The 23957-nt window shown below is 45.2% G+C and carries 17 protein-coding genes and 1 pseudogene; 6 read left to right on the forward strand and 12 right to left on the reverse strand.

Annotation, left to right across the window (positions count from 1 at the left end):
• Nucleotides 1–103 precede the first annotated feature (103 nt).
• Complete coding sequence (locus QUA53_RS10870) at nucleotides 104–1261, forward strand: aldo/keto reductase (RefSeq protein WP_333096972.1); 1158 nt, start codon at nucleotides 104–106, stop codon at nucleotides 1259–1261.
• 162 nt (nucleotides 1262–1423) lie between these two features.
• Here the strand turns inward: QUA53_RS10870 and QUA53_RS10875 are convergent, their stop codons facing one another.
• The 7 genes from QUA53_RS10875 to QUA53_RS10905 form a co-directional block, all read right to left on the reverse strand.
• The gene (locus QUA53_RS10875; RefSeq protein ID WP_333067958.1) at nucleotides 1424–2464 is read right to left on the reverse strand and encodes a tetratricopeptide repeat protein; all 1041 of its coding nucleotides are present in this window, start codon (nucleotides 2462–2464) and stop codon (nucleotides 1424–1426) included.
• A gap of 449 nt (nucleotides 2465–2913) precedes the next feature.
• Complete coding sequence (locus QUA53_RS10880) at nucleotides 2914–3687, reverse strand: BMC domain-containing protein (RefSeq protein ID WP_333096970.1); 774 nt, start codon at nucleotides 3685–3687, stop codon at nucleotides 2914–2916.
• 205 nt (nucleotides 3688–3892) lie between these two features.
• On the reverse strand, nucleotides 3893–4591 hold the full coding sequence (locus QUA53_RS10885; RefSeq protein ID WP_333096968.1) for a carbon dioxide concentrating mechanism protein: 699 nt from the start codon (nucleotides 4589–4591) through the stop codon (nucleotides 3893–3895).
• A gap of 289 nt (nucleotides 4592–4880) precedes the next feature.
• Nucleotides 4881–6515, reverse strand: a complete 1635-nt coding sequence (locus tag QUA53_RS10890; protein ID WP_333096966.1) for a ribulose bisphosphate carboxylase small subunit — start codon at nucleotides 6513–6515, stop codon at nucleotides 4881–4883.
• Between the two features lie 118 nt (nucleotides 6516–6633).
• On the reverse strand, nucleotides 6634–6939 hold the full coding sequence (locus QUA53_RS10895) for a EutN/CcmL family microcompartment protein (protein WP_006635057.1): 306 nt from the start codon (nucleotides 6937–6939) through the stop codon (nucleotides 6634–6636).
• Between the two features lie 278 nt (nucleotides 6940–7217).
• Nucleotides 7218–7559 carry a carbon dioxide-concentrating mechanism protein CcmK gene (locus tag QUA53_RS10900; protein WP_006635058.1) on the reverse strand — a complete coding sequence of 114 codons (342 nt, stop codon included), beginning with the start codon at nucleotides 7557–7559 and terminating at the stop codon, nucleotides 7218–7220.
• A 96-nt stretch (nucleotides 7560–7655) separates the two neighbouring features.
• Nucleotides 7656–7967 carry a carbon dioxide-concentrating mechanism protein CcmK gene (locus QUA53_RS10905; RefSeq protein WP_006635059.1) on the reverse strand — a complete coding sequence of 104 codons (312 nt, stop codon included), beginning with the start codon at nucleotides 7965–7967 and terminating at the stop codon, nucleotides 7656–7658.
• Nucleotides 7968–8591: 624 nt separating this feature from the next.
• On the opposite strand from QUA53_RS10905, the gene QUA53_RS10910 reads away from it, so the two are divergent.
• Entirely contained in the window at nucleotides 8592–10466 is a 1875-nt protein-coding gene (locus tag QUA53_RS10910; protein ID WP_333096964.1) for an NAD(P)H-quinone oxidoreductase subunit F, read from the forward strand.
• Between the two features lie 140 nt (nucleotides 10467–10606).
• Here the strand turns inward: QUA53_RS10910 and QUA53_RS10915 are convergent, their stop codons facing one another.
• Complete coding sequence (locus QUA53_RS10915) at nucleotides 10607–11218, reverse strand: Uma2 family endonuclease (protein WP_333096962.1); 612 nt, start codon at nucleotides 11216–11218, stop codon at nucleotides 10607–10609.
• A 128-nt stretch (nucleotides 11219–11346) separates the two neighbouring features.
• Here QUA53_RS10915 and QUA53_RS10920 point away from each other — a divergent pair, with 128 nt between their 5' ends.
• Nucleotides 11347–12861 (forward strand): NADH-quinone oxidoreductase subunit M, encoded by a 1515-nt coding sequence (locus QUA53_RS10920; protein WP_333096960.1) that lies wholly within the window; start codon nucleotides 11347–11349, stop codon nucleotides 12859–12861.
• 174 nt (nucleotides 12862–13035) lie between these two features.
• Nucleotides 13036–14202 carry a CO2 hydration protein gene (locus QUA53_RS10925; RefSeq protein WP_333096958.1) on the forward strand — a complete coding sequence of 389 codons (1167 nt, stop codon included), beginning with the start codon at nucleotides 13036–13038 and terminating at the stop codon, nucleotides 14200–14202.
• 348 nt (nucleotides 14203–14550) lie between these two features.
• On the opposite strand, the gene QUA53_RS10930 is transcribed toward QUA53_RS10925, so the two are convergent.
• The 4 genes from QUA53_RS10930 to QUA53_RS10945 form a co-directional block, all read right to left on the reverse strand.
• Nucleotides 14551–15270 (reverse strand): PHP domain-containing protein, encoded by a 720-nt coding sequence (locus QUA53_RS10930; protein WP_333096956.1) that lies wholly within the window; start codon nucleotides 15268–15270, stop codon nucleotides 14551–14553.
• A 397-nt stretch (nucleotides 15271–15667) separates the two neighbouring features.
• Complete coding sequence (locus QUA53_RS10935) at nucleotides 15668–18076, reverse strand: bifunctional serine/threonine-protein kinase/ABC transporter substrate-binding protein (RefSeq protein ID WP_333096954.1); 2409 nt, start codon at nucleotides 18074–18076, stop codon at nucleotides 15668–15670.
• A gap of 172 nt (nucleotides 18077–18248) precedes the next feature.
• A complete protein-coding gene (locus QUA53_RS10940; protein WP_333067968.1) occupies nucleotides 18249–19010 on the reverse strand; it encodes a ZIP family zinc transporter in 762 nt (253 codons plus the stop codon).
• A gap of 529 nt (nucleotides 19011–19539) precedes the next feature.
• On the reverse strand, nucleotides 19540–20115 hold the full coding sequence (locus tag QUA53_RS10945) for a DUF3611 family protein (RefSeq protein ID WP_333096953.1): 576 nt from the start codon (nucleotides 20113–20115) through the stop codon (nucleotides 19540–19542).
• 1442 nt (nucleotides 20116–21557) lie between these two features.
• Between QUA53_RS10945 and QUA53_RS10950 the strand changes: the two genes are divergently transcribed.
• Together QUA53_RS10950 and QUA53_RS10955 are read left to right on the forward strand one after the other, a co-directional pair.
• The gene (locus QUA53_RS10950) at nucleotides 21558–22409 is read left to right on the forward strand and encodes a DUF1206 domain-containing protein (protein ID WP_333096950.1); all 852 of its coding nucleotides are present in this window, start codon (nucleotides 21558–21560) and stop codon (nucleotides 22407–22409) included.
• Between the two features lie 210 nt (nucleotides 22410–22619).
• A pseudogene (locus QUA53_RS10955) lies at nucleotides 22620–23462 on the forward strand (TIGR03885 family FMN-dependent LLM class oxidoreductase).
• The last annotated feature ends 495 nt before the right edge of the window (nucleotides 23463–23957 follow it).

Consider the following 23957-nt stretch of genomic DNA (forward strand, 5'->3'; position numbering starts at 1 on the left):
TCGCGTTTCTACCTTGCTCACTTTGAGGAGAATTTGAAATCAAGCATCACTTAGACTTGCGGAAGTCCTGATTAGTTTATTTAAGAGAAGGCAAAAGATTTTTATGTTAGGAAGTAGTAATGCGATCGCGATCGCAGGCAGAGCTACCGCAGAAGGAACGCAGCGTTACAGGGAACGGCACAACAAAAACTGTGCAGCCGATCACTTCCGAGAAACTGGTTCGCTTGTTGCCAGCTCGATTGGAATTGGCACTTACCTTGGCGAACCAGATGAGTATACTGACACTCTTGTGGCGGAAGCTGTAGTTGAATCGGTTCGGCGGGGTGCCAACGTAATTGACTCAGCAATCAACTACCGCTACCAGTACGGAGAGCGGAGTGTCGGAAAGGCTATCCGGCGTCTCCTGGAATCGGGAGAAGCCTCAAGAGATGAACTAATTATCTGTACAAAAGGCGGCGTTGTTCCGCATCCAACTCCAAACCATGTAGAGTGGTTTTATCAGCAGTACGTCGAGCCAAACAACTCTACTGTCAGCATGGGAGATTTGGCTGAGGAGCGTTACTGCATCCACCCAGAATACATTCAAGATCAGCTTAATTGGAGCCTCGCCAACCTCGGCATCGAGACGATCGATGTCTACTACCTTCACAATCCAGAAAAGCTACTGTCTCAAGTTGAACCCGATACTTTTTACAATCGGTTGCGAGAGGTTTTTGAGGTACTTGAAGGTGCGGTTTTAGCTGGAAAAATTGCCGATTACGGTCTGGCAACTTGGAATGCTTTCCGCGTAGCTCCAACTCAAAGGTACCATATCGATCTGGCGCGTGCGAAGTCAATTGCTCGGGAAGTAGCTGGGAACAAAGAGGATGGGTTTCGGTTTATCCAGCTTCCTTTGAATATGGGGATGCAGGAAGCGGTGCTAACTCCAACTCAAACAATCGAAGGAGAACAAGTTTCAGTATTGGAAGCTGCAGATCGCTTAGGCATTTGGGCGATCGCCAGTATGTCGCTTTGTCCAGCGCAGGTTATCGGTCAGATCCCAGAAAAGATTGCTTCTGCCTTTGGCGATCGTTTGCGGACAGACTGCCAGCGGGCGCTCCAATATACCCGCAGCGCCCCTGGCATCCTGAGTGCCCTTGTAGGGATGAAAGCGCCAAAACATATAGAAGAGAACCTAGCCCTTGCTGCTGTCGGGCGGCTTGGGAGAGCAAGCTTTCAGGAACTTACTGATTCAATTGTTCAAGTGTTAAACGGAAATTGAAATCTCCCTTGCCGGAGAACGGCTGAACTTAAAATCTTGAATGGCATTATGGAATAGTTTCAGTTAATGTTTATGGTTCTTCGGTACTTAGTTTGCTAAAATTGGATATTATTGTAACATTTTAGCCGACCAAGTACCGAAAATCCCTGATTACTGACTAAATCAATCATTAATAAATTCACCTTCACAGATAATCGAGTCTCTGTTCTCCAAATCTTCTTGATTCCATACCGCGTTTAATGCTGCTGAACTTAAGGAAGTTGACATCGTATTTAATGTTGTGTTGTAGTATTCGGCAGCATTATTAAGTTCGACCTGTGGCGCTTCCTTGAAGTACGAATTAATATCAGGCGTACACCTCTGTGCTTGGTAGTATAAATAAGCTTCAGCATTAATGCACATTACATGGTAGAAATCCTTATTGGCTGCCGTAATATCTCCAAGTTTATACAGCGCTAAACCCCGGTTGAGATAAGCTTTAACATAGTTCGGATCGAGTTCCACTGCTTTATCAAAGTCTTCAATTGCAAGCTGCATTTGTCTTAATTTATAGCGAACGCAACCTCTGTTATAATAGGCATAAACATTTTGTGGATCGATGCCGAGTGCAGTGTTGTAATCGGCGATCGCCTGCGTATTGTCTCCTAATTGGTGGTAACAGAGACCTCGATTTATGTAAGCTTTGATATATTTAGGATTCAACCGCAGCGTTTCGTTAAAGTTTTCCGTTGCTGCCTCTTTTTCTCCCAAAAGGTAGTAAGCGCGCCCCCGGTTGTAATAGGTTTTATAATTGTGGGAATTGATAGATATAGCTCGATCGTAGTCTTCTATTGCTTCTTCGTAATTTCCTAAATTAGCAAGTACAAGTCCTCGGTTGTTGTAGATAGCGTGGCTGTTAGGCTTATTTGCTAAAGCGCAGTTGAGATCTTCAATGGCTTTTTCGTGTTCTCCGAGATGACGCCAAGCATTGCCTCGATTCAAGTAAGCCTCGAAGAAATTAGGATTGATATCTAGGGCTTTGCTGAGGTCGGCTATCGCTTTTTGGTAGTCTTTCATGTAATAGTAAACCAAGCCGCGATTGTTGTAGGCTTTGGCATCGGCGGGATTGACTTGCAGTATCTCATCGAAGTCCTCAAGTGCCGCTTCATAGTTTCCCTTCTTAGCGCTGTGCAAACCACGCTTGTAAAATTGTTTGAGGTTCATAGGTCAACTTTCAGGATTGCTTGATGCTGGGGAGTGATTCCTGTGCAGTCAGTTTTGAGTTCGACAGCCGTTAATCTGTTGAAAGAGCATCCACCCGCACTCAGAGTAACTCTTAAATGATTCCCGGCAATCTACCCTAGACAGGATTTTTGGTTTATTTTAACAGTAGTAAATCCTGTTGAAAGGCTCTGCACGTCGGCTGGATTGACTTATTAGTCAGTTCGATTGTTTACCCGATCGACTTTCGCTTAAAAGTCTAGTTTTACTTGGTGCTGTGTGTTTCTTGATGCGGCTGCGATCGGCTCGATCGCGCAATTAAGTTTGAGACCGCTACTCAGTATAAATTGTTGCCAGCAGTCCCACCGAGTAAACTCTATATTTTTTTGACAAACTTCGTCTCAGTATTTGCAGCAGCACGCCTCTACAAACTTTTGTTGCCTAATTACCAATTACCGATTGATTTCCTCTTCGACATAAACCCTCAATTTCTCCAAATCTGGAAGTTCGATCAATTCTTGTTCCTTTTCCTTAACCGAGACGGGCATCATCACAGGTTTACGCTGCTCGATCCAGCAACTTGCCAGCGGTAAAGTTTGTTCCAAATCTTCCAAAGGCCTCGGAATAACCATCACCGCGTTCAACTCGCCAATTCGCTCAGCTTCGTACATCCCGGCCTCTACGGCTACTGCTACATCTGCAACTGCACCGCGAATAATTGCCGTGCACAAACCTGCGCCAATTTTCTCGTAAGCTGCCAAGTGTACGTCTGCGGATTTGAGCATAGCATCGCAAGCACCGACCATGGCCGGAAACCCCCGGGTTTCGAGCAAACCGATCGCCTGATTGCTAAGCCGAGAATAATTGCCACTTTCGGAAAGTTCAGTCAGCCGAAAGCCGATCGGCAAAACCACTTCCAAATTAGCCAAAGGTCTAGGAATTACCAACTTAGAAACAAACTGCCCGAACTGTTCGGCAGTTTGAGCTCCCGCTTCCACAGCCAAACGCACATCCGAAATTCTGCCCCGGACGATCGCCGTACAGTGACCGGAACCAATTTTTTCGTATCCTACTAAAATCACTCCTGCCGACTTCAGCATCATGTCAGCAGTCCCCACAATCGCCGGAAAACTCTTGGTGGATACCAAACCCAAAGCAGTGTCTTTGAAGTATTCCTGGCGCTGCGATCGTTCTTCGTGACTGTTACGATCCGTTTGTCCGTCCATCTTCTATTACCCTTAGAAACTTCCCAAAATAAAAATTTGTTGATAGTTTATAGTTTCTCAGATGAGAAGACAGACTGCACGAGCTACAAGACACAGATTGCTGCTGCAAGGCCTTACAAATTGCTGAGCTACCAATAATATGAGATTACCTATTTATATTTGATCTATCTGCCTTCAGCATAGCTGCCTTTTGGCGAAATGACGGCTACCCGGAACCACCCGATAGAGTTTGGCCGTTTTCCTCCGATCGATTAAAAGCTTGCCTGTGCGGAAACAGTGTCCCCAACAGCCGATTGATGTGAGCTTGACCGTACAGAATAGTTGGCGTTTCCCCTGGTTCGGGAGGCTCTGGGGCGGTGGATTCCGGCGGCTCTGGGGCAGTCTCTGGCGCAGTGTGAGGCGGTGTTTGGGCGGGTTGTGGTGGCTCGATCGGCTCGATCGGCTCGATCGGCTCGATCGGTCGATCGACTGGTGGCGTAGTGGCTTCGGGGGTTTCGGGTGATGTTGGCGATGCTGTTGGCGCTGTTGCGGTTGCTTCTGCTGCGGCGGCTTGGCGGCTGGTATCTCCCATTAGAGAACCTGCTGGCATAATTTGCATTTTTTCGATAGAAGGATTGATTAGGGTCGTCCCGGCCCCAATACAGGCATTTTCCCCGATCGTTCCCGCACCTACCACCAGCACCCCTGCACCCAGAATAACTCCCGCCGCGATTTCCAGAGTACCTTCACGGGCGTGAAGGATAACTCCCATACCGATACAGGCACCGGCGGCGATCGAGATCCGGCTGCCCGGATCTGCTTGCATGATTGCTCCAGGGGCGATCGCCGCACCCTCATTCACAACTACATCGCCACTCATCAAAATCTGAGAGTTGCTACTTAATTGCAGTGGCGATAAATACATTCAACTTCACCATGAAAGGAGCTATTTTTTTAGATCAAAGGACTTTAAATTATGGGGTTTATCGACTAATAAATTTAACCCTCTCAATCTAATAAACGATTATTTACTAATACTGAGAAGATCGATACTTTAACGTTTTCTAGAAAGTTCCAGAAGATTCTAGATTTTGACTAACCCTTCTCAATCGAGCTTTTCAACTATCTCAAATCCAACTTCAATCCGTTTGGATTTCTCCCGTGGACACCTGTGCGACGGCTTAACGGGAGAAACAAGCTAATTACCAGGCAAATTAAGGTCGTTGGATAATTTCTTCGAGTACCCGGCGCTTCGCCTTGGAGTCGATGCCAAGCAAACGGACGTACTCGCCGCTGTGTTCTTTGAGACAGCTTTCGAGGGCAGAAATCACTTCAGATTCGCGGTTGGATGAGATCGGGGCGCAACTGCTCCAAGAACCGGTGCGGAAACGGCGCGCGTCGGCGTGTTCCGTGCCAATTTTGTAGCCTTGGGAAAGCAGGTTGCGGATTTGGTCGATCGTCTTGCCGGTCAAACTTCCGCTGCTGGCCGAACCAGTCGAAGCTGCTTTGTATCCCGAAGTTGCTGCTGGCTTAGCCGATTGAGCAACGGGTCCGTCTGGACGCTGAATAAGTTCTTCAACGACACGCCGCTTAGCTTTCGGGTCAATCCCGATCAAGCGCACGTACTCGCCCGGGTACTGATTCATCACAGATTCCAAAGCGGCGATCGCCTCAGATTCGTTTCTGACTTGCAGCGAAGCCCCGCTTTGCCAAGAACTGGTGCGGAAGCGGCGCGCGTCGGCGTGTTCCGTACCCACTTTGTAGCCTTGAGCTAGCAAGCTGCGAACCTGAGCCACTGTTTCGGCACTCAATTTTCCATTCGACACGGAACCGCTATTGTGGTATGAAGCTTGTGCAACTTTACCGTTAGATTGGTGAGTTTTCGCACCGTTAGAACCGTTAGAGCCGTTGTCTCCCGGTCTTTGGACGATTTCTTCTAGTACGCGGCGCTTGGCTTTGGTGTCAATCCCGATCAAGCGCACATATTCTCCTTGGTGTTCAGCCATGCAAGCTGACAAAGCCGCGATTACTTCTGAGTCGCGGGTTGAGGAAATCGGGCCGCAAGTACGCCAAGAACCGGTACGGAAGCGGCGTGCGTCGGCGTGTTCTGCTCCCACGCTGTATCCTTGGGCTAGTAAATTGCGGATGCTATCGGCAAGAGTTGGACTCAATTGGGTGCCGGCAGGGGTAGAATATTTGGTTTGAGTCATATTTGGGTTGGTACTTTTCTCGTTGCGAATTGGTGCTAGACAGGCGATGTTCTCAGCGCAGCGATAACCCGTTCTCAGAGCGTCATTGATGCCGATGACATGGGTCGCAAATTGAATGTCAGAATCTTGAACGTCAGGCAAGCGATCGGCTTGCTTCTGATTAGTGATGATGGCTCCCGAAGGTACGTACTTACCGGCGGGAATCTCCACATCTTTAATTAGTACGTGCATCATGACAATGCAGCCGTTGCCCACTCTGGCATTGAACACCGTAGAGCGAAAGCCGATAAAGCAGTTGTCGCCCACGTAGGCAGGGCCGTGAATTAAACTCATGTGGGTGAGGGAAGTATTTTTCCCCACCCACACAGAATAGGATTTGTCGTCGTCTCCTGTAACTCTGCCTTGTTCTAGACCGTGAATCACTACTCCGTCTTGAATGTTGCTTCCTTGTCCGATATAAAAAGGAGTTCCTTCATCAGCGCGGATAGATGTTCCGGGGGCAATCATCACATTAGAACCGATATGCACATCCCCAATAATGTTAGAAAAGGAATGTACGAAGGCGGTATCGTGAATTTTGGGCTCAGCCAAGTTTTTCGACCAAGGCGTCGGGGGAGCCGCAACGTTGCGGACTGCCATAAATTAAGTTCTCCTAAACTGAAAAATCTTTTTGTTAGTTGTTAGTTGTTAGTTGTTAGTTGTTAGGTGTTAGTTGTTAGTTATTTTTCCACTAACTGCTAACTGCTAACGGTTGCAACTAGCCGTATGGGTCGTCTTTTTTACTGTAAATGAGGCGGTTTTCTACATTGACAGTATCTATAATGCCTACTACCAGAGCATCGATCGGACGGTTTTCGCTTCCGGGCGCGATCCGGGCTGCGCTGCCTCGAGTCACTAAAACCCATTCATCGATACCAGCGCCCACACAGTCAGCGGCTACCTCATAGCCGGGAACTGGCGAACCTTCCTCATCAATGAATTGCAGCAGTAGAAATTTCGATCCTCTCAGCGTCGGCTCTTTTTGGGTACTGACAACTGTGCCGAGAACTTTGGCCATTTGCATTTTAGGTAATAGGTAATAGGTAATTGGTAATTGTCATTTTTACACTGTCACTTGTCTTTTTTTAATTAGCTTTCCTCAGTCCGCTGTCCGCCTTTTAGAGCTTCTTCTAGTAACTAATCACTCATGACCGATGACTGATGACTAATAACCAATATCCCATACCCACCTCAATTAAAAATTAAAAATGCTAAATCAAAAACATCGCGATTTTTAATTTTTAATTACCAAACGCCCCTAACAGCCGTGAAGCGAAGCTATCCCGTAGGGAATCGCCTATCTTATGATCTGTTGAGAGGGCGAATGCCGCTGACGCCTTCACGGAACTGTTCTACAGCTTCGGTATAGCGAATCGGCAACACGTATTCTAAATTTTCGTGAGGGCGGGCGATAATGTGGGTGGACATCACTTGTCCGCCGTTAACACGCTTCACTGACTCTACTCCGGCTGCGACAGAAGCTTGCACTTCCGAGACATCTCCTCTTACAATGACCGTAACCCGAGCGCTACCGATTTTTTCGTAGCCTACCAAGGTGACGCGGGCTGCTTTGACCATCGCGTCAGCGGCTTCTACCACTGCGGGGAAGCCTAAGGTTTCGATCATGCCAACTGCAATTGCCATTGGTTTTACTCCTGATTGAATATTTGGGGAACTAAACAGTTAATTTTTGACGCTTGCACAAATTTTCCTTAAAAGAAATTTTTGTGCGTTAAGAACTTAGTAGCCTCGGAACTGTTCTACTGCTTCTGTATATCGAATCGGCAGAACATATTCTAGGTTTTCGTGGGGGCGAGCGATGATGTGGGTAGAGACGACTTCTCCGCCGTTCACCCGCTTGACGGATTCCACTCCTGCTGCGACTGAGGCTTGGACTTCCGACACGTTGCCGCGCACAATTACGGTGACGCGGGCGCTGCCAATTTTTTCATAGCCCACGAGGGTAACGCGGGCAGCTTTGACCATAGCATCGGCAGCTTCCACAACAGCGGGAAAACCTTTTGTCTCAATCATTCCCACGGCAATTGACATTTTTGAATCTCCTTTGAGGATGAGCGAAATTACCGTTACAAATCTTTGAGAAATCTAAAAATTTGGACGGGGAGGCCCACATTTTTTAGTAATGCAGTGTAAAGCTTCCTATCCTATAAGAATAGGGGAAGCTGTCCACCTTGACAATATAAACTAACATCATAATGTTTAATAACAAAAATTAAAATTTTTTATGTTACTTAAAATAATTTAATATTTATTTAATAATCTTAATATAGAGCGGGGTAGATGCCGACGGCGAGAGAGATTAAAGTAAGTAATAATACCCATATAAAGTAGAGTTCGGTATGTAAAGCCGGAGCCGATCGCTGCCGGGAAACTTGGGGATTCCAAAAGGGGGATCGCGGGGAAATCGGCAAAAAAGGCAGTCTTGGACCATCGGCAGGCATTTTTTTCTTGGAGTGCCTCTTCTACTCAACAAGTAATTTTGTGTTGAGAGAATTCTCAGTTTTGATGCTTTAATGTATAGTGAATCTTGGGTGCAAATTATTTTGCCAGAACTATACGATCGGGTTTAGTCAAAGTTTTAGGGTATCACGCGATCGCCCGCGACTGTTTTTGTATAAAGGCAGCCCGTAATTTGAAGTTTAAGGGATAAATTAAATGACTCAATTTCTCCTCCAAGCCTGTTGGTGGGTACCTTTATATGGCTTGATAGGCGCAATTTTAACTTTGCCGTGGTCTACGGGAACCGTTCGCAGAACAGGCCCGAGACCGGCAGCTTACTTCAATTTGCTGATGACTGTGTTGGCTTTCATACACGGGTCAGTTATTTTTACAGCGACTTGGGATCAACCCCCCCAACAATTGCTCGTGCACTGGGTGCAAGCAGCCGATTTAGATTTGTCTTTTGCAATAGAAATCTCCACCGTCAGCGTCGGAGCAATGGAGTTAGTTAGTGTTCTGAGTTTGTTAGCACAAATTTACGCTCTCGGCTACATGGAAAAAGACTGGGCGCTAGCTCGATTTTTTGGGCTGATGGGTTTTTTTGAAGCGGCAATTAGTGGCATTGCCATTAGCGACTCGCTGCTTATAACTTACGCTTTGTTGGAAGTGCTGACGCTTTCAACTTACTTGCTAGTAGGGTTTTGGTACGCTCAACCCCTGGTAGTAACAGCCGCTAGAGATGCGTTTTTAACAAAGCGTGTAGGAGACGTGCCACTGCTGATGGGAGTAGTGACCCTCTCAAATTTAGCGGGAAGTTTAAATTTTTCCGATTTGGAAACATGGGCTGAAACTGCAACTTTGTCTCCTGTAGTGGCGACTCTTTTAGGTTTGGCTTTAATCTCCGCACCTACGGCAAAGTGCGCTCAATTTCCGTTCCATTTGTGGCTTGATGAGGCGATGGAAGGGCCCAACCCGGCTTCGATTATGAGGAATACCGTAGTTGTGGGCGCTGGGGCTTATGTTTTGATTAAACTTCAGCCTGTTTTAGCGCTTTCCCCGGTCGCAGATGCGGTCCTCGTGGTTTTGGGTGCGGTAACGGCTGTTGGCGCTTCCTTGGTGGCGATCGCCCAAATCGACATCAAAAGAGCCCTATCGCATTCTACCAGCGCTTCTATGGGTTTGGTGTTTATCGCCGTGGGGCTAAATCAAGTTGACATTGCTTTGCTGTTGCTTTTCGCGCACTCGATCGCCAAAGGTCTATTATTCATGAGCGTAGGGTCAATTATTACCACAACTAACACTCAAGATTTAACAGAAATGGGTGGGTTGTGGTCGAAGATGCCTGCCACGACTACCGCTTATTTAGTAGGCGCTGCGGGGATGGTAGCGCTGTTGCCTCTGGGCAACTTTTGGGCGATGCGACGCTGGCTCAACGGTTTTTGGACGGTGCCTTTGTGGCTGGTAATAGTGCTGCTTTTAGTTAACGGTTTGACAGCGCTAAATTTAACTCGCATATTCGGTTTAGTGTTTGTGGGAAAACCGCAGCCGAAAACTCGCAGAGCTCCAGAAGTTGGTTGGCCGATGGCTTTGCCGATGGTAATTTTGACGGTAATGGGGCTATTAGTGCCTTGGATGTTGCAGGAGTGGCAACTATTAATTAGTTGGACTGGGCCTTGGGCCGAAACGGGAGATTTTGATGCTTTAAATTTGCTTTTGAAGACGCTGGATACGCCGCTGTTGTTGTTATCTGGGTTGATTGGCGTTGCGGTTGGGGTGGCGATTTATTGGTACGGGGTATTACCTCGACCTGTACGGCTGCCGGTGCCGGCGTTGCAGGATTTGTTTGCTTACGATTTTTATATCGATCGAGTTTACCGCTTGACAGTCGTTTGGGCTGTGGCTTTTATTTCTAAAATCAGCGCTTGGACTGATAAGTATGTGGTGGATGGGGCGGTGAATTTGTTCGGTTTTGCCACAATTTTCAGCGGTGAAGGGTTGAAGTACACCGGCACTGGTCAGTCGCAGTTTTATGTGTTGACTATTGCGGGGGGGGTTGCTGTGTTGCTGGCGTTGATTATTTGGCAGTTTTAAACTGTAGAGGTTGGCAGATTTTTCTGGGTTTGTCTGCTTTTGGTCTGATGTTATTTAATTTTTAACCCCAGATGAGGGGGGATGAACGCAGATGAACGCAGATGATTTTAGTCTGGGTTTGTCTGCTTTTTTATCTAGTTTTATTCAAAATCGATCGGCCACAATTCTGTCACCGCAACTTCCCAACCGGGCAAAAGTTCGGGAATTGAAATCATGTCGCCGTCTCTCAATACCACTGGCTCGGCTGTCGGAGTGTAAATTGTTATTGTGCGCTTGTCTGGGTCGATTAATATTCCTACTTTGGCTCCGAGTTCGATGAATGATAAAATTTTTTCTCGGAGGGGTTTGAGGCGATCCGACTGAGATTTGATTTCTACCACTAAGTCGGGAACAAGTTCGGCAAAATACCTTTTACTTTGTTTGAGGCTATCGGCTGTCACAAACGAAACATCGGGTGCTCTGAGATCGGAATTGGGAAGGATAAACCCGCCGCTGGACTCAAAAACTCGTCCGAGTTTGCGAGGTTTGACCCAGTTAAGCAAAAGTCTGCCAAACTCTGCTCCTATTTCGCTCGATACAATGTCTGATGGGCCCATAATGATAATCTTCCCGTCTACCAGTTCTAATTGGTAGTCTAGATTTGCTTCCGAGAGTATAGCTTGCAGTTTTTCCAAGTCCGTAACGGTGAGGCGGGTGGAAGGAGAACCGGATTTAATTTGCAAATCTTCTCGATCTGTAAGACTTGAGGTCATAGGAGGATTCCAGAGACATTGGAATCTATGTTAACAAGAAAATTAGCCGAGTGCTTCTATATGTAGTGGCTATGCGTTAATGTTAAATATAGCTCTAAATACTGTGTAACAAAGGAAAGTTTTAATTGATGCTCAGTGCTTTAATCTGGATACCAATGTTGGCTGCTGCCCTGATTGGACTCTGGCCCGGTTCAGTGAGTTCTAAAATAGTTCGGAATGTCGCGATCGCCATTGCGGGTATAACTTTTATTCTCTCGGTGATTTTGGCATTTCAGTTTGATGCCAGTACCAGTCAGTTGCAGTTTGGGGAATTCATTCCTTGGATAGATGTTTTGGGATTGAATTACAATCTCGGTGTTGATGGTTTGGCTCTGCCTTTGGTAATTTTAAATACTCTGCTGACAGGAATAGCTATTTACGCTACGGATGAGTCGATCCGCAGACCTCGACTTTATTATTCTTTGATTCTGTTAATTAGTGGCGGCGTTACAGGGGCTTTTTTATCTCAAAATTTGCTGCTGTTTTTCCTGTTTTTTGAGGTAGAATTGATTCCGCTTTACCTGTTAATTGCGATTTGGGGAGGCGAGCGCCGAGGTTATGCTGCTACTAAGTTTTTAATCTATACTGCATTTGCGGGAATTGTGCTGCTGGCTGCTTTCTTGGGCACTGGTTGGCTTAGCGGTGCTTCGAGTTTCGATATTGTTGGTGCAGCGGGCGCATCCCATTTGCAAGGAGGATTGCCCTTGCCTTTGGTAAGGCAAATTATTTTGCTGGCGGGGGTGTTGCTGGCTTTTGGTATTAAGATGCCTTTGGTGCCTTTTCATACTTGGCTGCCGGATGCTCACGTAGAAGCTTCGACGCCGGTTTCGGTGCTGCTGGCGGGGGTCCTTTTGAAGCTGGGAACTTATGGGATGCTGCGCTTTGGTTTGGGTTTGTTTCCCGATGCGTGGGCGGTGGCGGCACCTTGGTTGGCGAGTTGGGCTGTGGTAAGCGTGCTTTACGGGGCGAGTTGCGCGATCGCCCAAAAAGATATGAAAAAAATTGTAGCTTACAGTTCGATCGCTCACATGGGCTACATTTTGTTAGCTAGCGCCGCAGCTACTCCGATTAGTATGTTGGGAACTGTTTTGCAAATGGTTAGCCACGGTTTAATTTCGGGGCTGCTATTTTTGAGTGTCGGCGTTGTTTACAAAAAATCCGGCACTCGGAACATCGATGTGCTCAAAGGTTTATTCAATCCCGACCGCGGTTTGCCGATGATTGGCAGTTTAATGATCCTCGGCGTGATGGCAAGTGCGGGGATTCCGGGTTTGGCTGGATTTATTGCGGAATTTTTGATATTCCGGGGCAGTTTGCCAGTGTTTCCGGTGCAAACTTTGCTCTGCATGATCGGGACTGGTTTAACTTCTGTTTACTTTTTAATTATGGTCAACCGCGCCTTTTTCGGCCGCCTTTCGGATGTGGTGGTAAATTTGCCGCAAGTCCGCTGGCGCGATCGCATCCCTTCGCTGATTTTAGCAATAATTATCGCCATCATGGGAGTGCAGCCGGGAGTTTTAGTTGCTTTGAGCGAAAAAACTGCGATCGGAATGGTAGCTAATGTGCCACCCCAAGTTAAAGTCATTGCTCAAAACTTGAAATAAAATATTCCATAGGTTCGTAGCATAGGACTAAAGTCCTATGGCAGTTTTCAATCCCATGAAATACAGCAGACGGCTGTAGGGACACGGCACTGGCCTGTCCCTACCTATTCCATTCATCAGTGTATCTGTGTTCAAATCCTTGTCGTGCCTTCCTTCAATTAAGGTTCAATAAAAATGAAAAGTACCGTATTAAAACCCTCTTCCCATCCCCTGGCCGCATACATTGACCTTTTAGAATCAGGCAAAGCTTTACTGCCTGATTCTACGGAAAATGTAGTTGAAGTTGTCGGCGTGCTGAAAAGTTATGGTATTGTTTTAGATGCCTATTCTCGCAATCTCAATTATATTGCAGAAGAACAGTTTTTAGTGCTTTTCCCATTTTTTAAATATTTCAACGGAGATGTGACCGTGCCCAAATTAATGCGCTATTTATGGCACGATCGCATAAATTTTGAGTATGCTGAGTATTGCATGAGAACAATGCTTTGGCACGGCGGCGGCGGTTTGGACAGTTATTTGGATTCCCCGGAATTTAGCAGTTTGGTCGAAAAGGCGATCGCTGCTAAGCTGAAAGGCAATTTTTTCATGCAGGGACTCAACAAAGCATTTCCTGATTTTTTGCCTGAACAAGTGCGGATGCTGGCTTACTACACAGGTCTCGGTCAGTTTTGGCGGGTAATGAGCGATTTGTTCATAGACTTATCTGATTCCTACGAAGCCGGGAAAATTAAGTCGATCGCAGACGTAGTTGATTTTGTCTTAGCAGGTTTGGTTAGCGCCGCTAGTTTGCCAATTACCTACAGCGTCAAGATTGGCGGTCAAGTCTACGATATCATTCCGGCCTCGGCTAACTTAACATTTTTACCAGATGTAGCAGTGCCTTATGTAGAATCAATTTTCTTTCGGGGTACTGCGTTTTTTGGTACAGTTTCCTACAACGCTCAAGCTCATCAAATCCCGGAAGAACAAAGAGAATTTGCCTACGGGGCTTTGTTTGCTGACCCTTTACCGATTGGAGGTGCAGGGATTCCGCCAACTCAATTGATGCAAGATATGCGTCATTATTTGCCGGAGTATTTGCACGAAGTTTATCGCACTAGCTGTCGCGGCGAAGACGATGTGCGGGTGCAAATTTGTCAGAGTTTTCAAAAGTCGATGTTTTGCGTGACGACGGCGACTATTTTGGGTTTAGCACCTCATCCAATGAATACCTCAGATCCAGAGGAAAAGAAGGCTAATCGGGCTTATTTGGAAGGTTGGATGGATCGATTTGGGAATTCTCGCTTGGATTGGGCAAATCAGCCAACTAACCGGGCCTGTCAGTTGTTCCCAGAACGGTAGAAGGGCGACTGGTTTTTAGGGCGCAATGTCTCTCGGAGTTGCAACCATATTACCTGGTTTGGCAATTGCTTTCTTTTGGAAGGCGAAAGCTCGTCGTGGCGATCGAAATGATATCACCTCCCGTCAAATAGCCGTTATAAGGAAAGTAGTGAAAGCTTCAGTTCACAGACTTTTATGAGGACTGAAGTCCTCACTACCAAACAATTTTATAGTAGTCATTTTAGCGGACATAATATGACCTGATAAACTGTTTGTTTTCGACTCATGGTGATTGCTTTCATCAGAAATATATCCGCTAACCCTTATACTGGTAATGACAGGATAAAGCACTTCTTATTTCCGAACTATCTAGATTCGGACTAGAAGACTCAGGCCGTGAGAGTCGGTGCCACAAGTTCCCAACAAACCATAAGTTTCTGCTAACTCTTTGACTAAAGCAGTTTGTATGGGACTGGGTTTCCAAGGATTGGGATTACCGTAAGCATAGTAAATTTCTACACCGTCAATGCCGAAACGGGCTGCTTCTGGGATTAGTTTATCTGCAGTCGATCGATACCGGCAAGGATGTGCGAGAACTGCTAAACCTCCTGCTTCATGAATAGCTTCAATTACCCTGGCTGCTGAATAACAATAAGTGCCTTCAGTGCTTTTACCTCGTAGGTATGGTTTGAGACTGGGATGTTGCGGATTGAAGGCGTAACCGAGTATGTGTACCTCATTGTTGAGCAATTCGGCATTAATTTCAGCGCCTGTCCAGAGACTGGGTGCTTCGCTATTTTTGTCGGGATGGTTTAATTTCCAATTGTCCAGCCAAATTTGAGCTTTAACGTAGCCTTGGGTGCTGTGGTGGTCGGTGATAGCTAAGCCTTTGAGACCTCCGGCTATGGCTTGTTCCATCAATTTCTCTGGCTGCAATCGCCCGTCGGAGTAGACTGTGTGCATATGAAAATTATAGGAACCCGGACAGCTATCGGCATCAATTGTCTGGAAGACTTGTTTGAGTGCTGAGATATTCTGTGGTTCTGGTTTGAGACTAGAACTTGTTGGGGAAGCGAGATTGACAGCCATAAGCGTTATTATAGAAAAAACTAACCTTGTTTAATATATCTAATAAATTGATATGTTGCACCTGTGACAATAGTCGGCTGTAAGATTGAAACATCTGGCGGATTGTTGCGTTCGGCACACGATATCAATTCACTCGCACATCTTGCACAATTCTCTATCCAGGATTTTATCGTCGGGTGGGGGCGGGTTTATGAGATTTTTGGTTTTAGGCAATTATTTTTGGTAAAACTCGTCCCGGACCGTTTGTTGACAATCCCACAAGATATCAATTACTCCCACATATTGCATCATGCTTAACAACGCTTTTCGGCCTGTTCCACAAAGAGTAATTTTTCTTGCGGGCTGGGCATCCTGCCAGCCCTTGAAAGGTTTGTTGACAATGCCACAACATATCAATTCAATCGCACTTTAAACCTGCAGCTGCAGCGGTGGGAAATTCGATAGGCACAAAGGTAACGCCATATGTTGTTGTAGAACAGGGTACAATATGCGCTACTCGTTTGGGAGGATTTTTCCGATTTCCAGTCTTTGAGTCAAACTCAATTATACCCGTGGCTCCCTCGGCTTTAAAGTTTGGATCTGCTAAGGTTTTTTGCATTCCTTCGCGAGTGGGTTGTGCCTGCATTTCTAGCGCTTTAATCAGCGTCCGGGCGGCGTCGTAGGTTAAGGCCGATCGAGTATTCACCGGGCCTCCCCATAATTTTTCCGCGTTTATAGGAAACTTTTTGTCAAAGCTTGCTAGCGGATGCCAAAACAGGGATATTCCTAGTTTTTCAATAGACTTTAGCTCTTTTGCTACTTCTAACGTTCTCGGCTCGTACAGAGTCCAGGGCCCGACAATCCAATTGCGATCGGCGTTAGCTTTAATCATTTCGATCGCATTTTCTAGGGAATTAGTGACTTGACCGTCTGGAATGACAAGTAAGGCTGTTTTTCCTGCTTTCTCAACTTCTTTGATTGCTGCTTCGGCGTTAAAATTATTTTTAGATAAATCGTAATAATTACTTAGCCTAAAAGTCGAGCCTCCTTTTGCTTTAAATTGCTTTTTGAATTCTTCCCACAAAGAAGCGCTGAACGGACTGTTGGGATTGTAAAATACTGCAACTTTTTTCTCATCGACCAAGAACAGTTGATTTACTAAAGCTTCAGCTTCTATGCTAGTTGTCGGAGCCGTGCGAAAGAAAAATTTTCGCGGTTTTCGCGTCAGTTCTTCTGTGGTGCTTCCCGGAGAAATGGCGATTAGTTGATTTTGATTGTAAATATCTACTGTTTCCACAGTCATGTCACTGGTGTAGTGTCCGATGACTGCTAAAATATCGGGCTGGGCGACCAGTGAATTAGCCCTTTGGACGGCGTAAGATTTGATATTTCCGTCATCAGTAATGATGACTTTGAGACCTTTGTTTTTAATAGCTTTTGGTTCGAGAAATCCTTGACCGGGAAAATCTTTATTGCTGCTGTCATTGGGTGTGATGAGACTTAAATTAACTTCGGTTTGAGCTTGAGCAATACCGCGCAGCAGTTCTTCGGCTAAATTTGCGTTGAGAATGCTGCCGTCCTGATTGCGGCGGATAGGAACAACAATTGCGATCGTGTAATATTCTGCATTTATTGCCTTCAGCAAAGCATTGTTGATGTAAATTAAAGTTTCTGGATCTCTGCGGTCTTCCCGCCAGGACTGTTTGAGCAATTTTAAAGCTTCGGGATAATTTGAGTCGGCAAACTCATTGATTCCCCTTTGTTTTGACCACAGGGCGGAGGTTTGCACTAAGAGTTTTTCGCCGGAACTTACACCATCGGCGGAGGGTGTAGGCAACGTTGGTTGCGGAGAAATTCTGGGGATTAAAAATACGATCGCCCCAAAAGCCGCGATTCCCGCAACAGCTAAGAGCAGCCAGCAAAAGCCCGATCGCAACTTCCGCGAAGTTTTGGGTAAATCGGGCCGTGCGACGATCGACAAATCCAAATCTTGCAAAACTTCATCCACAGATTGGTAGCGGTCTTGAAAGTGGAAACGCACCATCTTGGTTAAAATATTTTTGAGCTTGTCGCTAACTTGTACCGCAGGACGATCGGGCGTCGAGTAATCCCAGACAATTTCCCCAGTTTCGGGGTCTTGCGGCAGATTGGTGGGACGTTGCCCGGTGAGAGCTTGGATGGCGATAATTCCGAGAGCGTAAATGTCGTTGTAGGGTTGCGGGAGAGAGCGCGGATTGTATTGTTCGGCCGGCATATAACCGCTGGTGCCGATCGCCTGCGATGTGAATATTTCACCTGTAGAGTTAGAGGTAAAAGTGCTGATTTCTTTGACCGCCCCAAAATCAATTAGAACAATTTTTTTATCTGTTTCGCGCCGAATTAAGTTAGCAGGTGTAATATCGCGGTGAATTATATTTTCTTGGTGGACACATTTTAATATTTCTAGAACTTCCCGCAACAAAGCAACGGTTTTTTTCTCATTCCCCCGATCGCCTGCAGCGAGTTCTTGATTGAGCGGATGTCCTTGAACGTATTCTTGAACTAAATAAAAATGGTTGTTTTCTTCAAAGCGATCGAATAATTCGGGAATGCGCGAGTCCTTTCCTAGACGGCGCAAAGCGCTAGCTTCCCTTTCAAATCGCTTTCTTGCCATCTCCAAGACGTGGCGATCGTTCGATGAGGGAAAAGGAATTTCCTTAACAACGCACAGAGGATGATTTGGTTGGTTTATTTGTGCAGCCGTATAGGTTTTAGCAAACCCTCCCTGTCCCAACAAAGCGATAATTTTGTAGCTTTCGTGCAGGATCTGCCCTAAGTTGACGCACATAAATTTTCCAACACCTCTTGACCGGCGGCGAACTTTAATGTGAATTATAAGCTTTTTTGTGGTTCGATACAGCTTGGCAACATATCCAATTCATCTGTGTCTATATCAAAAACACTATAACTCTCAGTAATGAGCAATTCTACATTAGTGATGAGCGATCGCTAATTATCTATTATCTTTCTGCTAACTTACTGAGTACAAAAGCAGCTAAAAAACCGCAGACAGTAATTAGTCCAGCAAAATCGTGAGTTTCCTCAAATGCTTCGGGAATCATAGTATCTGAGATCATGGCTAAAATACCCCCTGCTGCTACGGCGGTAGTAGCGGCTATTACTTCCGCAGAAAAGTGGCTAAAAAGGGTATATCCTAATAATGCTGCGATACCGGAAATAAGTGCGATCGCGCCCCAAACTCCAAAAATGTAACCGATCGATCTCCCTGCTTTTTTCATGCCGGCGGCGCTAGAGAGTCCTTCGGGAATGTTGGAGAGGAAAATTGCCGCTACTGTCACCGAACTGACAGCGCCTCCAGAAATCATGCTGACACCAATGACGATCGACTCCGGTATCCCGTCTAACAGCGCGCCGAGGGCGATGGCTAATCCGCCATCGCCTGACTCTGTTTTAGCTGGGTGCAAAGCGCCCGATCGCTTGCGGTGTTTTGCTCCCTGTTGACTCAAAAACCAATTGGCGGCTGTGTAGACAGCAGCGCCACCCAAAAAGCCGATCGCCGTCGAGTCGAAACCGCCGCGCTTGTAAGCTTCATCCATCAGTTCAAAGGATAGCGCTGAAATTAGCACACCGGCGCCAAAAGCCATAATTGTCGCGATCGCGCGCTGGGGAATGCTGACAAAGTAACCCACCGCCGCTCCCAGTAGCAGCGCCGAACCCCCCACTAAACCCCAAAATCCTGCCTGCAACCACACTGGAAACATCAGCCCTACCTCAAAGGAGAATTTTTTATGCCCGCCTAAAAATTCATTATATATAAGACTTACGGAGGGGCGCCAGAAACCGGGTTTTTTACCTAATCTGCTAAGTACATTTCCTAATAGAGAAACTGTATAACACGGCTTTGTTCAGAAACCCGTTGACAGGGTTATTTAGGAAGTTGAATGCCACGGCTATAGATTATATTTCGGAATATGAGCCTTAGTTTTGTTTGTCCCAGTTAAAAATATATAAATCAATATAAATGTAGATGGAAGCTCTCTCAACAGAATAAATAAATTACCTTTTAAAAAAAGTTGCTCAAGCTGACTACCATTAGCGGCAACAATCGCTACTCATTTCTGATTAGATGTTCATCAAAATAGCCAACTTGTTTAGCTTGTAGCTGCACTGTCTTCGCTCTGTTTTGCCAAGACAGTGTAAAACCAAAAACCTTAGTTAAATCGGCCAGCGCTTGTAAGTCTTGACTGCATAGGAGTTGTGTTTCCCTTTAGCGATCGCTAATTTTGCCAACTACTCTTCTACCCAATTGAGTAACCCAAGAGAAGTAACAGCTCCAAAAAAGTGAGCGCCAATCAGATTGACGTTAGCCATCGTCACAAAAATATCTAGGGAACGAATCACATTTTCTGGCGCATAAGCTGCCATCGCTTGCGGTTGACTAAGAGTTTTCGCTAGAACTACAGCCACTGTTTCTTCAGAAGCCACAAACGCGATTAATACCCCCACCAAACTAGAAACTAATCCAATCCGTAAGGTGTGAGTAATATGTTCTTTGCTGGGATATACCTGGGAATTTTCTGCGTGCAAAAGTCGCCCTAAAAGCCTATAGCGAAAATCCCAAAAAATTCTAAAGCACAGCAATAACAGACCAACTATTGCTAAAAATACTCCGAAACCAATACCTGCATTATTGGTTTGTTCGCTCATGTTGCGACCCAACATAGCAAATAATAAAACAATGCCGGAAACAGCACCAAAGAATAACTGTATCCAGAAACTAAATCTACTAAACAAGCGAAAAGTAGCAACGAAATCGCTTTGGATCAGCGGTTGCGACAAGGATTCTGGTTGATTCAGTTGATTCATTATATACACCTTATTTCTGAATTGAGCATCAAAGCAAACGACGTAAGAAATAGGTTCTGCTTGTCTTCCTGTCGCAAGCGAGCGCCTTGTGGTTAGCTATTAGAGTTTTCCTGAAAAGTCAGTTAAGGGCAGGACAGGATGCCGGATGTTTGGGTACCGAATTCGGCAATTTCCGGTAAATAAAAGGTTGAACTCAACACAGTCACTGCCGTTGTGGTTGATTTGATTTTCCTAAAATCCTCCCGGTTCTGAACAATCAACTTTTTGCGACAATGGGAATTTAGAGTCTTAAAAATCGACTTAGGCAAAACGTCTATTGTCTTTGTTCACCATTTCAAAATCTTGCTTCTATCTCTATTTAATCTAACTAGCCCAACCTTGCCATCTGTCTGATGCCATAAGAAAATATCCACCTGATGGAAGATGATTGAGGAAAAATTTATGATAAAGCTTTGAGTTAAGTGCGATCGGAGTATTAGCGATAGATGCTTGATTCTCAACTCCCGCACTGGGGCGCATCCATTCTTACAACATCCATAAGCTAGTTAGGGCAGCTATTCCAGATTCCCAACTATTCATATGCGAGTTGGAAGCTATTCGTTGCAAGCAAGATTACCCGGACAAATTTTTTATCGCCTTCCGAGTATTGACCATTTAACCCAACAAGTGAAAACGATTTTTATGTGAACCAATTCGCATATTAATCTGTTATAGCAATCCTTGCAGTAGTCATAAATCTTTTACCCCACCCCACCTTCCCCGCGAGTTCAGGGAGGCAGTAATAAATTCATAAATGATTTATGCTTTGTATATTACAACCATTATTGCTTTGTTTGGCAAGTGATACTGCTTTGTGTCAACGGAGTTGTGGCATTTATGTGCGCTTTTATTCCCTATATCGGCTAATTTTTAAGCGTAATTTTAGCAGGGCTGCCTTTATTAGATTAGTATTGGAAAGCAGGTGAGGTGTTGTTGCTATATTTCCCAATTAAACAAATGGCAGCAGGGAATTTGGTCACCCAGCTCCTTATGAAAAAGCAGGGATATTTGCTTTCCAATTACACATTAACACTCTAGACAGCATTTAGATTTTCATTGTTTTTTTTGGAATTATTTTTAGCGCCGTCAATTATAATTGTTATTAAAACTTTGGTTAAACAAGTTTGAATCAAAGATATACTAGACTGCTGGCCGACTGCTCCATCATCGAAGCTATCTCATAGCCCATAAAGCTAGATTTGTCAAGGCTAATAAATGTGAAATTTATAAATCAATCAACCGCTGACACTCCCGCTCAAGACTGATGAAAAAAAATTCTAAACAAGCTAATTATTAAATTAATAGATAATAACATAAATTATTTGTTTAAAAACTCATTTAACTGGAAAGGAACTCACCATATGCCTAGGCCAGCCACCGTTAACAACTAAAGTATAAAAGATATGAAACCGCAGAACTCACCCACCGACAACATTCAACAATCAATTCGACAAGCAGCTTCTCATGCCTGGTTTGAGCGACTGGCAAGATTGGGATATGCTTCAAAAGGCTTAGTTTACTTTATTGTCGGTTTTTTAGCAGCACAAGCAGCCTTTAGTATGGGCGGCAGGACAACCAATACTACCGGTGCATTATCAGCCATTGTTAACCAACCTTTCGGTAAATTTATGCTATTTTTGGTAACGATTGGCATTATTGGTTATGCCCTTTGGCGTATCGTTCAGACAATTCTAGATCCAGAACACCAAGGACAGAAAATGGATGCCAAGCGAATTGCCCAACGCATTGGCTACGCCTTAAGTGCTTTAGCTTACGCAGGTTTGGCTTTAACGGCTGTAAAACTGATAATTGGTTCGGGCGGTGGTAATAGCGATACAACCCAAGATTTGACAGCCCAAATTTTAGCGCAACCGTTTGGACAATGGCTGGTAGGATTGGCAGGATCAATTGTTATTGGTGTAGGATTTTCTTATTTTTATGAAGCATATAAAGCCAAATTTCGCCGCCATTTCAAGCTAGAAGAAATGAGCCAAAGCGAGCAAAATTGGGCGACACGGTTGGGTCGATTCGGAATTGCTGCCCGTGGAATTGTTTTTGTTATAATCGGTTTTTTCTTAATTCAAGCAGCAAGGCTATCGGATGCCAGTCAAACGAAGGGATTGGGCGAGGTGTTGGCAATTCTGGGACAACAGCCTTTTAGTCCAGTGATTTTGGGTTTAGTACCTTTGGGTTTAATTGCCTATGGAATTTACTCGGTAATTGAAGCTCGCTATAGGCGAATTTTCCGCTCATAAGCTTAACCGTTATACAGAAAGTTATGAATTTTGAGTCCAAGATTATTTTGGGTGAAGTCAAAACTTATCTAACTCAAAACTCATAACTTTTAGTAGGCGTCTTGATTCAATCACCTGCTTGTAAGTCTGGATATTTTAACTAAAAACTCAGGGAGGATAAGGATGCACCGCCCCTAGTCAACTCAAAACTCCTAAAAACTGATAGCAAAAATTGGTTATCATGCTTCCCACAAAGAGTTTAAGCCCAGCGAACTACTGAAATATGTCCAAATGGCCGAACAAGCTGGCTTTACCCACATCCTTTCTTCCGATCACTTTCATCCTTGGAGTGAAGCGCAAGGACAAAGTGGTTTTGCTTGGTCTTGGTTGGGTGCAGCAATGCAAGCAACGCCGAGGCTTTCCTATCGGGTTGTTTGCGCTCCCGGACAGCGGTATCATCCGGCTATTATTGCCCAAGCTGCGGCAACGTTGGCAGAAATGTTTCCAAATAGTTTTTGGCTCACGGTTGGCAGCGGTCAAGCGTTGAACGATAAATATTACTGGGGATAAGTGACTTGACTTACTAAGAGCCGCAACACGCGCCTCAAAGAATGTGTCGATATTATCCGCGCCCTTTGGGCAGGAGAAACCGTCACCCATCGCGGTTTAGTGTGCGTAGAAGATGCAAAACTCTATACCCGGCCGGAAATTCTCCCATTAATTATCGGCGCGGCAGTTACCCCAGAAACAGCAGAATGGTTGGGCAGTTGGGCTGATGGATTAATTACTACTTCTCGCCCACCTGAAAAATTAAAAAAAGTCGTCGATGCGTTTCGTCGCGGTGGGGGAGAAGGGAAACCAATGATTTTGAAAGTGCAGCTTTCCTATGACAGTAATGCAGAGAAAGCACTACAAGGCGCTCACGATAAATGGCGTAGTAACATCTTCAGAAGCAAAATGTTGACCGAACTGATAACACCAAATCAATTTGATGCCACCGGGGAGTTTGTGAAACCAGAGGAGTTATATCAACACCTCCACATCTCGGCAGACCCAGAGCAGCATATTGAGTAGTTGCAAAAAGATATTGAATAGGGGTTGGGTGAACTAATTTTGGACAACGTTAACCGAGAACAAGAGCAGTTTATTGAGGTGTTTAGCGAAAAATTTGTGCCAGCACTGACAAAAAGTTGATGGTGGAAAATCAGTATGTAGATGCGATCGCCCTTATGATGGATACTGGTTCAAAAATCAATTAGGGTTTTTAGCAGCACTAGCAGAAAGCTATTTCGTAGCTTCCTCATGATTAGACAGTTGTTGTATCTGACTTTGGTCAACCAAAGCTTGATTAATTAGCGCCGTAGCACTCCCCCGACGGAGTAACTCGGTTGCATCAAGTAATTGAATAGAATTAATTGCAAACTGATTATTTGCTAATTTTTTACTCTATAAGGCTTGTAGCCCATAGTTTTGTGTAATTAATCGTGTCCTAGTTAGGGTCGAGAGAAGATATTACTATCCTCTCCCTCCCATTCGGAACCGTGCTTGCAACTTTCACTGCACACGGCT

This window comes from Microcoleus sp. Pol12B3, assembly GCF_036701355.1.
In the GTDB taxonomy this organism is placed as follows: domain Bacteria; phylum Cyanobacteriota; class Cyanobacteriia; order Cyanobacteriales; family Microcoleaceae; genus Microcoleus.